Source organism: Mesorhizobium sp. WSM4845 (assembly GCF_055811455.1).
The window spans coordinates 44749-59363 of the sequence record NZ_JBVVQA010000005.1 but is presented as its reverse complement, the minus strand read 5'-3'; the positions used below and the strand labels follow the sequence as shown (position 1 = coordinate 59363).

The following is a 14615-nucleotide window of genomic DNA, read 5'->3' as shown; positions in this document are numbered from 1 at the left end:
AGGAAACGGGGCCCAGCGGCCCCGTTTCGCATTGTTCTCCAGGAAAAGTCTAGCGGGCCGCGCGGGCCCATTTGCGATACCAGCCTTCGCTGGCAATCGTGTTGCGGTAGACCGCTTCGCGCTCGGTCGCCTCGGCTCCGGTCTCCGCCTGGATTTCGGCCTTGAGCGCCGCATCTTCGCGGCGAAACGATATGACCTGGACCAGCGGCGTTCCCTTTTCGATGACGTAGAGGCCATCCGGCGCCGTCGCAAAGAACGGAAAATGGATGTGGGCTGCGTAGGTGTCGGTATCGACGATGCCGGCGACGCATTCGAAAGGCTGAGCCGGCCGATTGAGCGGCGGCAGGAATAGACAACTCCAGCCCGGCGGGGTACGGATCGACCAGTAATTGTGAAACTTGCATGGCGGTGCCGGTTCCTTCGGATTGCCGGCGACCTGATGCGCGCCATGATTGCTCACCATCACCCTGTCGAACTCCCAGCCGGCATCGACGGCGCTGCCGCCATCCTTGACCTCAAGGCGGACTGTCGCCGCGAGCGGCAGGATCCAGCCAGTTGTCATCGCGTCGAGAAACGGCATGCAGCGCTTGACGGTCAGGCCATTGTTGGTGGCCGAGGCTTGCTGCGCATCGACCGGCGGCAGTTTGCGGAACCAGTCCGGCAGGACCGTCTTGGCCGCTACCGGCGGCGCGATGACGCCATGATCTTCCGGCCGACAGGCAAACCGGATCGAGCGAGAGGTCTTCTGAGAAGTCTGGGAAAAATGAAACATCGATGGCCTCCATGGAAAAATCCGAGGAGGAACGGGCCGCAGCCGGATTTATTCCCGGATGGACGTCTGATATGCAGGCCGACTACGATAGTTCGGTCGCCGCGGCGCGCACAGCAGCGTTGACTAAAGCACCAATCGCATCAGCGGCCGGCCCGCCTTGCGCTCGACCAGCCTCTCGAAACCGGCTTTCTCGAAGACCCGCGACGAGCCGACGAACAGCCCGATCGAACGCGAATCTCTCGACAGGTCGATCGGACATGCCTCGACCAGCCGCGCGCCATTCTGGCGAGCAAATTCGATCCCGCCTTCGACCAGCTGGTGCGTCACGCCCCTGCCGCGCGCCTTGACGCGGATGAAGAAGCAGGAAATCGCCCAGACGCCCGGATCGGTGGCGTCGGCGGGATCGACCGGCGCCGACCCCCTGCCCTTGTTGTTCCATTCGGGCACGTCGGCGCGCGGGCCGATCTGCATCCAGCCGACCGCCTTGCCATCCTCGAACGCCAGCACGCCCGGTGGCGGTCCGGCCTCGATCCGCGCCTTGATGTGGTCCTTGTTGCGTTCCCGGTTGCCGGCGCGGCGCGCTGCCGGCGACAGCCGGAAATGTGTGCACCAACAGCCGTAGCAGGCACCCTGCTTACCGAAAAGATCTTCAAAATCCGCCCAAAGCTCGGGCACCAGCGGCGCTATGGTCGTATTCACGAACTCTCTCCCGGCCCACCGCCTTGTCGTGGCGTCCGTCCTGACGTACCATTGCTTTTGTTCTCTTTATGTTCGCAGCGATGGCGGTTCCTGTCAACAATCCCGATCACGGTTTTTGCCGCGACTGCCTGACCTTTCAGCGCGGTGAGGTACGGCGCTGTGAGCGCTGCGGCAGTCCACGGTTGGCCCGCCATCCGGAGCTCTACCGGCTGCATCTCGCCCACATCGACTGCGACGCGTTTTATGCGGCGGTCGAAAAGCGCGACAACCCGGCGCTGAAGGACCGGCCGTTGATCATCGGCGGCGGCAAGCGCGGCGTCGTCTCCACCGCTTGCTACATCGCCCGCATCCATGGGGTGCGCTCGGCGATGCCGATGTTCAAGGCGCTCGAAGCCTGTCCGGAAGCGGTCGTCATCCCGCCTAACATGGAAAAATATGGTCGCGTCGGCCGCGAGGTGCGCGCCATGATGCAGGCGCTGACGCCGCTGGTCGAGCCGATCTCCATCGACGAAGCGTTTCTGGACCTTGCCGGCACCGAGCGCCTGCATGGCTTGCCGCCGGCGGTGGTGCTGGCACGCTTCGCGCTCAAGGTGGAGAAGGAGATCGGCATCACCGTTTCATCAGGCCTTTCCTACTGCAAGTTCCTGGCCAAGGTGGCGTCGGACTTTCGCAAGCCGCGCGGTTTTTCGGCGATCGGCGAAGCCGAGGCGACCGGCTTTCTGGCCGAGCAGCCGGTGACGCTTATCTGGGGGGTGGGAAAAGCCTTCGCCGCCACGCTTGAGCGCGACGGCATCCGCACCATCGGCCAGTTGCAGCGCATGGAGCGCGGCGACCTGATGCGTCGCTACGGCGTGATGGGCGACCGGCTCTACCATCTTTCACGCGGCGAGGACGACCGCCGCGTCCACCCCGACCAGGATGCGAAAAGCGTCTCGGCGGAGACCACTTTCGACACCGACATCGCCTCCCCCGAGCAACTGGTTTCGGTGCTGAGAGCGCTGTCGGAAAAAGTCTCGGGGCGGCTGAAGAAATCCGGCATTGCCGGGCGCACCGTCGTGCTGAAGCTGAAGACGCAGGATTTCAAGACCCGCACGCGCAACCGGCAGCTCGGCGACCCGACACGGCTGGCCGACCGCATTTTCTCGACCGGGCTCGAGCTGCTGCGCAAAGAGGCGGACGGCACCCGATACCGGCTGCTCGGCATCGGCGTCAGCGACCTCTCGAATGACGAAAAAGCCGATCCGCCCGACCTCGTCGATATCCAGTCACGCAAGCGTGCCATGGCCGAAAGCGCCATCGACAGGTTGCGCGACAAGTTCGGCCGCAGGGCGGTGGAGACCGGCTACACCTTCGGCAAGGGCCGCAACGCCCACCCGTCAGAGCCGATCGAGGACTAGTTTAAGCATGACCCCGAACCGAATGTCCGCGCAAGCGAAAAGCGGATCCAGTTCTCGGAAAGACCACGCTCAAACAAGACAAGGTAAAGCGGGCCGCTTCAGGTGCGTCGCAGATCGATCCGGCTGGTCGTCACGCGCTCGCCGGTTTTCGGGTCGACGTCGATAACGGTCAGCCGCATGCCGTCCTCGCCTTTCTTCTCGACGGTCATTTGCGCGGTGCGGTCGCCGTTGACCTCCTTCGCCCAGCGGATGCCGAGATTGATCGCATTGCCCGAGCGCCTGCCGCTGAGCTGCGCCGGTCCGGTGCGGGATCCGACATAGGTGCCGGTGTACTTCGTCCCGCTGGACTTCAGGTCGGCACTGATGGCGCGCGTCACCACGACGAGACCGCGGCAGGTGCCGTCCAGCGACAGTGAACTCGATGTCGCGTCGGAATTGAAGCGGCAGGAGACGTTCACCGTCGGCGCCTCGGTGGTTACCTTGACGGTGCCCTTGCCGGCAAAATTCCCCTCGAACGAGCGAAGAAAATCGGCCTCGTCGGCATGAGCCGCGCCGGCGGCAGCCGTCAGGCAGCCGGCGAGTGCAAATCGTGCACATGATTTCATTGGATCTCTCCCCTTGAATTGGCTGTTGGACCAACGCTCGCCGTGACGGCAGGTTCCGCCTTCGAGATGACCGTTTTGCAACACCTCGCTTCTGGCCCAGCCGAATGCGTCGACTAGCGGTTGCGGTGAAAGTCCCGGCTTGCGACATAGCGCGCATGGCACCCTCGCCCTCGATCCCCAAGGCTGCGTTCTGGATGGCGCTGTCGATCGCATCGTTTCTGACGATGTCGGTCGCCGGCCGCGCCACGACCGCCGAGCTCAACGTCTTCCAGGTGCTGGAGCTGCGCTCGGTGATCGGCCTGTTCATCCTCCTGCCGCTGGTGATGATGTCAGGCGGTTTTGCGGCAATGCGCAGCAAACGCCCCACCGCCCATATCGCCCGCAACGTCGTCCATTTTGTCGGCCAGGCGGCATGGCTCTACGCCTTGACATTGATCCCGCTGGCCGTGCTGATCTCCATCGAATTCACGACGCCGATCTGGACGGCCATTCTGGCGGTCGGCTTTCTTGGTGAAAGACTAAGCCGGCCAAGACTTGCGGCGATCGTGCTCGGGCTGATCGGTGTGCTGATCATCGTCCGTCCGGGCGTTGGCTCGGTCGATCCGGGACATGTTGTCGTGCTGGGTGCCGCGGTCTGCTTCGGCATATCCGTGGTCCTGGTCAAATCGCTGACGCGGACGGACAGCGTCGTGTCCATCATCTTTTGGATGCTGGTCATCCAGTCGGTGCTCGGGCTGATCCCGGCGCTCTACGAATGGCGCAACCCGCCGCTCGAACTGTGGCCGTGGATCCTGCTGATCGCCTTCACCGGCATGTCGTCGCATTTCTGCATGGCGCGCGCACTCGCCTATGCCGACGCCACCGTAATCTCGCCGATGGACTTTTTGCGCGTGCCGCTGTCGGCGCTGATCGGCTGGCTGCTGTATCAGGAGCAGATCGACGCCTTCACCGCCGGGGGCGCCTTGCTGATCCTGCTGGGCAATCTGCTTAATCTGCAGAAAAAGGCGACCAAACCAGCGGAAGTGGCAGCGTCTTAGCATTTTGCAGCCAAACGTCTTCGTTTGGCGTCCGACAAAATGCGTTAAAGCAAAGAGCTACCGCGCGGTATTTGTTCCACAAAACCGCGCTTAGCCTCGCATTTCAGTCGCCTTCGTCGGGTATGTTGAGGAGATGCCCGCAGGCCTTGCAGTGGACGGCGTCGGCTTCATGCCGCTGAAGGCCGCATTGCGGGCACGGGAAGAAGACCTTATTGGGACGGAAGAGCGCCTGTGCCAGCCTGACGAACAGCGATATGCCGATGATCATGGTGACAATGGCAGTGAGCTTGCCGGCTATCCCCGGCAGGACGATGTCGCCGAAGCCGGTCGTGGTCACCGTGGCGACGGTGAAATACAGCGCATCGACATAGCCTTCGAGACCGGCCCCGGTGCGGAAGAAGAAGGTGTAGACGAAACCGGTGACGACAAACAGGAATGTCAGGAGATTGATGACTGCATGGCTTGCCTCGCGCCATTTTTTGAGGCCGCGCATCTCGAAAAACCGCCACAGCGCGCCGCTGCGCGACAGCGACCACAGCCGCAATATGCGCAGAAAACCCAGATTGGCCAGCGCCGAAGGCAGCAGCAGCGTCAGCAGGATGAAGCCGTCGACCCACGACGTCGGCTGTTTCATCAGGCGCAGCATGTTGTTTGACGCCAGCAGCCGGGCAATCATGTCGGCGGCGACAAGCGCTGCCACTGAATAATCGAGCCAGAGGAACGAGGACGATTCCTGGATCACCGGTGTGGCGATGAAGAAGGCGATGATGGCAAGGTCGATGATAACAGCCGCCAGCTGAAACCGGAAAGCCGCAGGCGTGCGCCCGTGATAGAGTTTGCGCAATGTGTCGCGCAGCCGCGTCAAGGCTGAAAAATCCTGCACTCCGTCCCTTTCCGGCGCCTTCATGACAATTGCGATAACGCTCGCTGCGACAGCCGTCCAGTGGGCAGAGCAGAGGCAAGCCGCTGTGGCTTGAGTACATCCGCAGCGTTCCACACCCGGAAAGCAATCAGACCGGTTCGGCCTCGATGATGCTGATGCGAGGTCCGGCTTCAACGATATTCGCGACCCGAAAATCCGACGCGACAAGCAGCAACCTGAATTCTTCCGCCGTGCGCTCCTGCCCGCCCGGCATGACCAGCATGTTCAGATCGCCGAATTTTGCGACGGCGCCTTCATTGGGCGGCGCCAGAATGCTCTCGAGCACCAGCAGTTTGCCTTCTGGGCGAATCGCCCGGCGGCAGCTTTTCAGGATCCGGATGTTTGTGTCGTCGTCCCAGTCATGCAGGATCCATTTAAGCACAATCGCATCGGCTCCTTCGGGCACCGAGACGAAGAAATCGCCGGCGACGATGTCGCAGCGATCGGCCACAGCCGCGGCGTCGAAGACCGGGCCGGCCTTCGCCACGACCTGCGGCTGATCGAATAGAATGCCGCGCTGGCCGGGATTGCGGCGGAGGATTTCGGCAAGCAGCGCGCCCTGCCCGCCGCCTACATCCATAACGACAGAGAACTGCCGGAAGTCATAGGCCGCGAGCACCGCAGCGGCGACGCCACGCGACATGGCCGTCATCGCCCGGTCGAAAACGACGGACTCTTCCGGATGCTCCGCCCGGTATTCCCAAACGCCCTTGCCATAAGCGTGGCGAAAGGCGTTTTCGCCGGTGCTGACACTGTGCAGCAGATCGCTCCATGCCTGACGGAAATACGGCCGTCCGGCCAGAATTGCCCACGACGCGACCGAATGCTGAACGTCGGATCGCAACGCGCCGCCAACCGGGGTCAGCGAGAAGGACCGGTCTTTCGCTTCATGGAACACGCCGGCGGACGCAAGGGCGCGCAGCAGCCGGTAGAGCGCCTGCGGATGGGTATTGGTCAGCACGGCCAGTTCGCCGCTGCTGCGTTTTCCGTCCTTGAGATGGTCTGCAATGCCCAGCGTGGCGGCGACGCATATCGCCTGAGATACCTGGAAGCCATTGACCATTTTCTGGAGTTCGGCAGCGGCATCCCGCTCATCCATGACGCACTCCCCCGGCCGCCAAAAGACCCAGGCCGCCGAGCCCACAATACCAGCGGCATCGTCACCGGGCAATGCGACCGGCGGAATACGGTCGTTAGCTCACACCAACTCCACCTCCACCACGCCCGGCACCGCCCGCATGGCCGAGGCGATCTGTGGCGAGACGCGGTAACGGTTGGGCAGTTCGATCTCGACCTCGCCCTGCGCCTCGTCTTTGATGACGATAATGCTCACCTGGCTATCGCCGCGCTGGGTAAGCTGCGATTGAATCGCCGACGCCGGCCGGTCATCCCTGACAAAGATGCGCAAGGCTTTTTGGATGCGGCTTGCCTCGTCCTCCAGCGACTGCACCGTCTGGATGCGCAGATTGACGCCTTCGGGCCTGTCCTCGGCCGAAACTGTGATCACCACCGAACGGCCGGGCTCGAGCAGGTCGCGATATTGCGCCAGACCTTCGGAAAACAGCACTGCTTCATACTGGCCTGACGTGTCGGAGAACTGCACGACGCCCATCTTGTTGCCGGTGCGCGTCTTGCGCTCCTGCTTGGTAGTGACGGTGCCGGCAAGCCGCCCGGCGGCAGCGCCGCGTTTGACGGCGGCCGAGAACTCGGCCCAGGTCTGCACCCGCATCTTCTGCAGCGCCGCCTTGTATTCGTCCAGCGGGTGCGCCGAGAGATAGAAGCCGACCACCTGGAATTCACGGTGCAAGCGGTCGGCGGCAAGCCACGGGTCGGTCTCCGGCAGGTTGAGCGCCTGCGACTGTGCGCCGAGCGAGGCGCCGAAAATGTCGTGCTGGCCCGACATTGCATTCTGCTGCGCCAGCGACGCCAGCCCCATCATCCGCTCGACGCCGGCCATCATCGCGGCGCGCTCGTGGCCGAAGCAGTCGAGCGCACCGGCCATGATCAGGCTTTCGAAGACGCGCTTGCCGACGATCTTCGGGTCGACCCTTTCGCAGAAATCGGCGAGGTTTTTGAACGGTTTTTCGCCGCGCATGGCGACGATATGCTCGACCGCCGCGTCGCCGACGCCCTTGAGCGCGGCCAGCGAATAGAAGATCCGGTTCTCGGCGACCTCGAAGGCGCGGAAGCTTGATATCACCGACGGCGCCACGACATCGAGACCGAGTCGCAGCGCATCCTGGCGGAAATCAGCGAGTTTATCGGTGTTGCCCATGTCGAGCGTCATCGACGCGGCCAGGAATTCGACCGGGTAGTGCGCCTTCAGATAGGCCGTCTGGTAGGAAACGACCGCATAGGCGGCGGCATGCGACTTGTTGAAACCATAGTCGGCGAACTTTGCCAGCAGGTCGAAGATGAAGTCGGCTTGCGGCTTGCCAACGCCGCGCTCGATCGCGCCCGAGACGAAGCGCTCGCGCTGCTTGTCCATCTCGGCGCGGATCTTCTTGCCCATGGCGCGACGCAGCAGATCGGCCTCGCCCAGCGAATAGCCGGCTAGCTCCTGCGCGATCTGCATCACCTGTTCCTGGTAGACGATGACGCCTTGCGTCTCCTTCACCAGATGGTCGATCTTCGGATGGATCGACGCCATCTCCTCCTCGCCGTGCTTTCTGGCGTTGTAGGTCGGGATGTTCTCCATCGGGCCCGGCCGGTAAAGCGCGACCAACGCAATGATGTCCTCGATGCAGTCGGGCCGCATGCCGATCAGCGCCTTGCGCATGCCGGCACTTTCCACCTGGAACACGCCGACCACTTCGCCGCGTGACAGCATGGCATAGGTGTCGGGGTCGTCGAGCGGAATATGGGCAAGATCGATCTCGATGCCGCGGCGGCGGATCAGCTTGACCGCGGTCTCCAGCACCGTCAGCGTCTTCAGGCCGAGGAAGTCGAACTTCACCAGGCCGGCCTGCTCGATATACTTCATGTTGAACTGGGTGACCGGCATGTCGGAGCGCGGGTCGCGGTACATCGGCACCAACTCCCACAGCGGCCGGTCGCCGATGACGATGCCGGCGGCGTGCGTCGAGGCGTGGCGGTAGAGCCCTTCCAGCTTCTGCGCCATGTCGAGCAGCGTCTGCACGATCGGCTCGCGCTCCGCCTCCTCGGCAAAGCGCGGCTCGTTGGCGATGGCGTCGGCGAGCTTGACCGGATTGGCCGGGTTCGACGGCACCATTTTGCTGAGCTTGTCGACCTGGCCATAGGGCATCTGCAGCACGCGGCCGACATCGCGCAGCACCGCGCGGGCCTGCAGCGTGCCGAAGGTGATGATCTGGCCGACCTGGTCGCGACCGTATTTCTGCTGGACGTAGCGGATGACCTCCTCGCGCCGGTCCTGGCAGAAATCGATGTCGAAGTCGGGCATCGACACACGGTCGGGATTGAGGAAGCGCTCGAACAGCAGCGAGAAGCGCAGCGGATCGATGTCGGTGATGGTCGTCGAATAGGCGACCAGCGAGCCGGCGCCCGAACCGCGCCCCGGCCCGACCGGGATGCCTTGCGCCTTCGCCCATTTGATGAAGTCGGCGACGATCAGGAAATAGCCGGGGAACTTCATTTTCTCGATGATGCCGAGCTCGAATTCCAGCCTTTCGCGGTATTGCTCGACCGCGTAGCCAGGGGCCAGGCCATGCGCGGCGAGGCGCGCCTCCAGCCCTTCATGCGCCTGTCTGGCAAGCTCCTGCGCCTCCGCCTTCACCGCCGCATCGGCATCGGCGACATCGCCGCCGGCAAAGCGCGGCAGGATCGGGTTGCGGGTCTTGGGATAGTAGGAGCAGCGCAGCGCTATTTCGACGGTGTTGTCGATCGCCTCCGGCAGATCGGCGAACAGCCTCGCCATGTCGGCCTGGCTTCTCAGAAAATTGTCGGGCGACAGCCGCCGGCGATTGTCGACGGCGACGACCGACCCTTCGGCGATGGCGATCAGCGCATCATGCGCCTCATAGTCGTCGCGCGAGGAGAAAAACGCCTCGTTGGTGGCAACCAGCGGCAAGTCATTGATATAGGCGAGGTCGACTGACGATTTCTCGATGGCCCGGTCATAGCCGGAAACCCGTTCCAGCTCGACATAGAGCCGGTCGCCGAACAGCGCCTTGAGCGCCAGAAGCCGCGTCTCGGCGAGGTCGCGGCGGTCCTCTTTCAGCGCGTTGCCGATCGGGCCGCGCGGCCCGCCGCTGAGACAGATCAGGCCCTCGCAATGGCCTTGCAGCATCTCGGTCGTCAGATGCACGGCCTCGCCGGGCGGCGTTTCCAGATAGACCCGGCTGACCAGCCTGACCAGATTGCTGTAGCCGGCCTCGGTCGCCGCGATCAAAACCACCGGCCGCATTTCCGGGCCCTGCCGCCTGCGGTCGCGCTGGCTGTCGCTGGCTTCACCGGAAAAAGCGAGAGCGGTCTGGCAGCCGATGATCGGCTGGATGCCCTCCTTCACCGCCTTTTGCGCAAATTCGAGCGCGCCGAACAGATTGTTGGTGTCGGTGACGGCAATGGCCGGGGCGTCATCTTTGACCGCATGGCCGACAACCGTGCCGAGCTGCAAGGCGCCTTCGAGCAGCGAATAGGCCGAATGCACGCGCAGATGAATGAACGGCCGCGCCGGCGCTTCCGGCCGCGACGCCTTCACAAAGGCCTCGCGCCGCAACGGATCGCGGGGAAGTGTCTCATTCGCCATTTTTTTATCGCCGTTTGAGAGGACTCAGTCGATGAGGATGTATTGTCCGGCACTGGACGATGCGAGTCCAGCGACAGCCAATTGTCGATGCTGGCGCTGCCCCTCATCCGCCTGCCGGCACCTTCTCCCCGTATAGTGACGGGGCGGAGGGGCTGGCCGCAACCTCGGCACGCTTTCTGCCACGCTGCAGATTGGCGAAATCCCTTTGCGAAGGCGTCTTTCTCCCCGTCACTATACGGGGAGAAATGCCCGGCAGGGCAATGAGGGGCAGCGCCAACCAATGCGATTTCCTTGTATCCTCACGCAAATTCCATGATCACCGCGTCGACGGCGAGACTGTCGCCCGGTTTTGCCTTGAGTTTCGACACGGTGAGATCGCGCTCGGCGCGCAGCACGTTTTCCATCTTCATCGCCTCGACGACCGCCAGCGTCTCGCCGGCCTTGACCTCCTGCCCTTCGGCAACGGCGATCGACACGACAAGGCCGGGCATCGGGCAGAGCAACATCTTCGACGTATCCGGCGCCACTTTTTCCGGCATCAGCCTTTCGAGTTCGGCGGTGCGCGGCAGCATGGCGCGTGCGCTCACCGACACGCCTTTCCAGGCGACGCGAAGCCCGTTCAGCACCGGCCTGACCTGCGCAGCGATCCTTCGGTCGCCGACCGTGCCGCGCCAGACGAGATCGCCCGGACGCCAGTCGGAGGCTACCGTCAGCGCCTTGCCGCCGTCGATCGACAGACCGAGCTCCATCGGAATGGAGATCATGCCTTCGAGCACCGAGGCTGAAAGATAGTCCTTGCCGATCTTAATCACCCAGTCGCGTTTCAGGACACCCGAATGCGGCGCCAGCCGCCCGCCGAGCCGGTCGAGCCGGTCGCGGCGCAGCAGTTCGACCGCGGCGGCGATCGCTGCGAGAACGGCCTTTTCCTCGCTGTCAGGCACGATCGGCGCGAAGCCGTCGGGATATTCCTCTGATATGAAGGCGGTCGATATCCGCCCTTCCCGCCAGCGCGGATGCTGCATTAGTGCTGCCAGGAACGGCATGTTGTGCTCGATGCCGTCGACGACAAAACTGTCGAGCGCTTCCGACATGGCGTCTATTGCCGCGAGCCGAGTCGGCGCCCAGGTGCACAGCTTGGCGACCATCGGGTCATAGAACATCGAGATTTCCGAACCCTCGGTAACCCCGGTATCGTTGCGGACGACGACGTCGCCGAACTGTCCCTCTTGCGGTGGCCGGTATCTCGTCAGCCGGCCGATCGACGGCAGGAAATTGCGATACGGGTCCTCGGCGTAGAGCCGGCTTTCCACCGCCCAGCCGTTCAGCTTGACGTCGCTTTGCTTGATGGCGAGCTTTTCGCCGGCTGCTATGCGGATCATCTGCTCGACAAGGTCAATGCCGGTGACGAGCTCGGTCACCGGATGCTCGACCTGCAATCGTGTATTCATTTCAAGGAAATAGAAGTTCTTTTCACTATCTACGATGAACTCGACCGTGCCGGCGCTCTGGTAGTCGACCGCGCTGGCCAGCGCCACCGCCTGCTCGCCCATGGCTTTCCGGGTCCTGGCGTCGAGGAAAGGTGAAGGCGCCTCTTCGACGACCTTCTGGTTGCGGCGCTGGATCGAGCATTCGCGCTCGCCGAGATAAAGCGCATTGCCATGCGCGTCGGCCAGCACCTGGATCTCGATGTGGCGCGGATCGACCACGAACTTTTCGATGAAGACGCGGTCGTCACCGAACGAGCTTTTGGCCTCCGACCGCGCCCGGTCGAACCCGTCGCGCACCTCGGCCTTGCTCCAGGCGATGCGCATGCCCTTGCCGCCGCCGCCGGCCGAGGCCTTGATCATCACGGGATAGCCGATCTCGCCGGCTAATTTCTCGGCATGACCGGCATTCTCGATGACGCCGAGCCAGCCGGGCACCGTGCTGACCCTGGCTGCATTGGCGAATTTCTTCGATTCGATCTTGTCGCCCATCGCCCTGATCGCTCCGGGTTTCGGGCCGATGAAGACGATGCCTTCGTTCTCCAGCGCTTCACAGAAGGAGGCGCGTTCGGATAAAAACCCGTAGCCGGGGTGCACGGCTTCAGCACCCGTCGCCTTGCAGGCGGCGATGATCTTCTCCGGCACCAGATAGCTTTGTGAGGCCGGCGAAGGCCCGATATGGACAGCCTCGTCGGCCATCTCGACATGCACGGCGTCACGATCGGCGTCCGAAAAGACCGCGACGCTGGCGATGCCCATCTTGCGCGCCGTCTTGATGACGCGGCAGGCGATCTCGCCACGATTGGCGATCAGGATTTTTGTGAACATGCGGGTTTTGTTCCCTCGGCTGCCTTTCTTTTATGGGCTTGGCCCGGCCGGTCAAGGCACGTAGGCGCATATCCGGGCGCAAGTCGCCTGGTGACGACCAAAACCCGGCACCGAACTGTCAATTCGTCCCATAGTCCAGAACCTGCAGATACGCTAAAGCTCGCCTCGATTGCCGATTTGGCTTGAGAGGAGAGCCCCGATGAAAACCCGTGCCGCTGTCGCTGTCGCCGCCGGAAAGCCGCTGGAAATCCTGGAGGTCGACCTCGACGGCCCGCGAGCCGGCGAGGTGCTGGTCGAGATCAAGGCGACCGGCATCTGCCACACCGACGAGTTCACGCTGTCGGGCGCCGATCCCGAAGGCATTTTTCCGGCGATCCTCGGCCATGAGGGCGCCGGGATCGTCGTCGATGTCGGCAAGGGCGTCACCTCGGTCAAGAAGGGTGACCACGTCATCCCGCTCTACACGCCGGAATGCCGGCAATGCCCGTCCTGCCTGTCCAGAAAGACCAATCTGTGCACCGCGATCCGTGCCACGCAGGGGCAAGGCCTGATGCCGGACGGCTCGTCGCGCTTCTCGATCGGCAAGGACAAGATCTTCCACTATATGGGCTGCTCGACCTTCTCCAACTTCACCGTGCTGCCCGAGATTGCGCTGGCCAAGGTCAATCCCGACGCGCCCTTCGACAAGATCTGCTACATCGGCTGCGGCGTCACCACCGGCATCGGCGCGGTGATCAACACAGCCAAGGTCGAGATCGGCGCCACGGCCGCCGTCTTCGGCCTCGGCGGCATCGGCCTCAACGTCATCCAGGGACTGCGCCTGGCCGGCGCCGACATGATCATCGGCGTCGACCTGAACAACGACAAGAAGGAATGGGGCGAGAAATTCGGCATGACGCATTTCGTCAATCCGAAGGAGATCGACGGCGATATCGTGCCCTATCTCGTCGACATGACAAAACGCGGCGCCGACCAGATCGGCGGCGCCGACTATACGTTCGACTGCACCGGCAGCACCAAGGTGATGCGCCAGGCGCTTGAGGCATCGCACCGCGGCTGGGGCAAGTCGGTGGTCATCGGCGTTGCCGGCGCCGGTCAGGAGATCTCGACGCGGCCGTTCCAGTTGGTCACCGGCCGCACCTGGATGGGCACCGCGTTCGGCGGCGCGCGCGGCCGCACCGACGTGCCGAAGATCGTCGACTGGTACATGGACGGCAAGATCGAGATCGACCCAATGATCACCCACACGCTGAAGCTGGAGGACATCAACAAGGGTTTTGACCTGATGCATGAGGGCAAGAGCATCAGGAGCGTGGTGGTCTATTGAGAATTTGCGACGTGGCCGGGAGGAAGCAAGGCAATCGCTTCAGGTTTGCGCTGCCCCTCATCTGCCTGCCGGCATTTTCTCCCCGTATAGTGACGGGGAGAAGGGGCTGATCGCAACGTCGGCACGCTTTCTGCCACGCTGAAGATTGGCGAAATCCTTTGCGAAGGCGTCTTTCTCCCCGTCACTATACGGGGAGAAATGCCCGACAGGGCAATGAGGGGCGGCGCCGACCTTTGAAGCGATTGCGCTGCACCAACAGGTCCGGAGCGTTGCTGGGATGGCGACCGCTCGAATATCATCGACAGAGCCAGGCACAATCGCCCGGCTCCATATGCGTTGGACGAACCATGCCCGCACCCGCCATTTACGTCGATGCCGATGCCTGTCCGGTGAAGGCCGAGGTCGAGAAGGTCGCCGAGCGCCATGGCGTCGTCGTCACCTTTGTCTCCAATGGCGGCCTGCGCCAGTCGCGCGATCCGATGATCCGCAACGTCGTCGTGTCCAAAGGCGCCGACGCGGCGGACGACTGGATCGTCGACAATGCCAAGCCCAACGACATCGTTGTGACATCAGACATCCCGCTTGCGGCCCGCACGGTGGCGCTCGGCGCCCATGTGCTTGGGCCGACCGGACGCCCGTTCACGCCGGAAACGATCGGCATGGCGGTGGCGATGCGCGACCTCAAGCAGCATCTGCGCGAGACCGGCGAAAGCAAGGGCTACAATGCCAGTTTCGCGCCGCAGGACCGCTCGCGGTTTCTTGGCGAGCTCGACCGCATCTTGCGGCGTGCGCTGAAATCCGCCGCGCTGGGCTAGCGC

11 protein-coding genes are annotated in these 14615 nt (G+C 63.3%); 4 read left to right on the top strand and 7 right to left on the bottom strand.

Annotated features, from left to right (window positions below; translation table 11 throughout):
* Positions 1-49: 49 nt before the first annotated feature.
* Both AC0L2C_RS07850 and AC0L2C_RS07845 read right to left on the bottom strand, forming a co-directional pair.
* Positions 50-772: a DUF6065 family protein gene (locus AC0L2C_RS07850; RefSeq protein WP_473523120.1), complete on the bottom strand. Its 723-nt coding sequence runs from the start codon at positions 770-772 to the stop codon at positions 50-52.
* A 123-nt stretch (positions 773-895) separates the two neighbouring features.
* Positions 896-1471 (bottom strand): GNAT family N-acetyltransferase, encoded by a 576-nt coding sequence (locus AC0L2C_RS07845; protein ID WP_473523119.1) that lies wholly within the window; start codon positions 1469-1471, stop codon positions 896-898.
* A gap of 68 nt (positions 1472-1539) precedes the next feature.
* Here AC0L2C_RS07845 and AC0L2C_RS07840 point away from each other — a divergent pair, with 68 nt between their 5' ends.
* The gene (locus AC0L2C_RS07840; RefSeq protein WP_473523118.1) at positions 1540-2868 is read left to right on the top strand and encodes a DNA polymerase IV; all 1329 of its coding nucleotides are present in this window, start codon (positions 1540-1542) and stop codon (positions 2866-2868) included.
* 98 nt (positions 2869-2966) lie between these two features.
* Here the strand turns inward: AC0L2C_RS07840 and AC0L2C_RS07835 are convergent, their stop codons facing one another.
* Positions 2967-3473: a hypothetical protein gene (locus AC0L2C_RS07835; protein ID WP_473523117.1), complete on the bottom strand. Its 507-nt coding sequence runs from the start codon at positions 3471-3473 to the stop codon at positions 2967-2969.
* 155 nt (positions 3474-3628) lie between these two features.
* Here AC0L2C_RS07835 and AC0L2C_RS07830 point away from each other — a divergent pair, with 155 nt between their 5' ends.
* On the top strand, positions 3629-4510 hold the full coding sequence (locus AC0L2C_RS07830; RefSeq protein ID WP_473508571.1) for a DMT family transporter: 882 nt from the start codon (positions 3629-3631) through the stop codon (positions 4508-4510).
* A gap of 103 nt (positions 4511-4613) precedes the next feature.
* Here AC0L2C_RS07830 and AC0L2C_RS07825 read toward each other — a convergent pair whose 3' ends face one another.
* The 4 genes from AC0L2C_RS07825 to AC0L2C_RS07810 form a co-directional block, all read right to left on the bottom strand.
* Complete coding sequence (locus AC0L2C_RS07825) at positions 4614-5417, bottom strand: potassium channel family protein (protein WP_473508572.1); 804 nt, start codon at positions 5415-5417, stop codon at positions 4614-4616.
* A 103-nt stretch (positions 5418-5520) separates the two neighbouring features.
* The gene (locus AC0L2C_RS07820) at positions 5521-6531 is read right to left on the bottom strand and encodes a methyltransferase (RefSeq protein WP_473508573.1); all 1011 of its coding nucleotides are present in this window, start codon (positions 6529-6531) and stop codon (positions 5521-5523) included.
* A 99-nt stretch (positions 6532-6630) separates the two neighbouring features.
* Positions 6631-10158, bottom strand: coding sequence for a DNA polymerase III subunit alpha (gene dnaE / locus AC0L2C_RS07815; RefSeq protein WP_473523116.1), 3528 nt, complete (start codon positions 10156-10158; stop codon positions 6631-6633).
* A gap of 299 nt (positions 10159-10457) precedes the next feature.
* Positions 10458-12470 carry an acetyl-CoA carboxylase biotin carboxylase subunit gene (locus AC0L2C_RS07810; RefSeq protein ID WP_473523115.1) on the bottom strand — a complete coding sequence of 671 codons (2013 nt, stop codon included), beginning with the start codon at positions 12468-12470 and terminating at the stop codon, positions 10458-10460.
* 199 nt (positions 12471-12669) lie between these two features.
* Here AC0L2C_RS07810 and AC0L2C_RS07805 point away from each other — a divergent pair, with 199 nt between their 5' ends.
* On the top strand, positions 12670-13797 hold the full coding sequence (locus tag AC0L2C_RS07805) for an S-(hydroxymethyl)glutathione dehydrogenase/class III alcohol dehydrogenase (protein WP_473523114.1): 1128 nt from the start codon (positions 12670-12672) through the stop codon (positions 13795-13797).
* A 347-nt stretch (positions 13798-14144) separates the two neighbouring features.
* A complete protein-coding gene (locus AC0L2C_RS07800) occupies positions 14145-14612 on the top strand; it encodes a YaiI/YqxD family protein (protein ID WP_473523113.1) in 468 nt (155 codons plus the stop codon).
* The last annotated feature ends 3 nt before the right edge of the window (positions 14613-14615 follow it).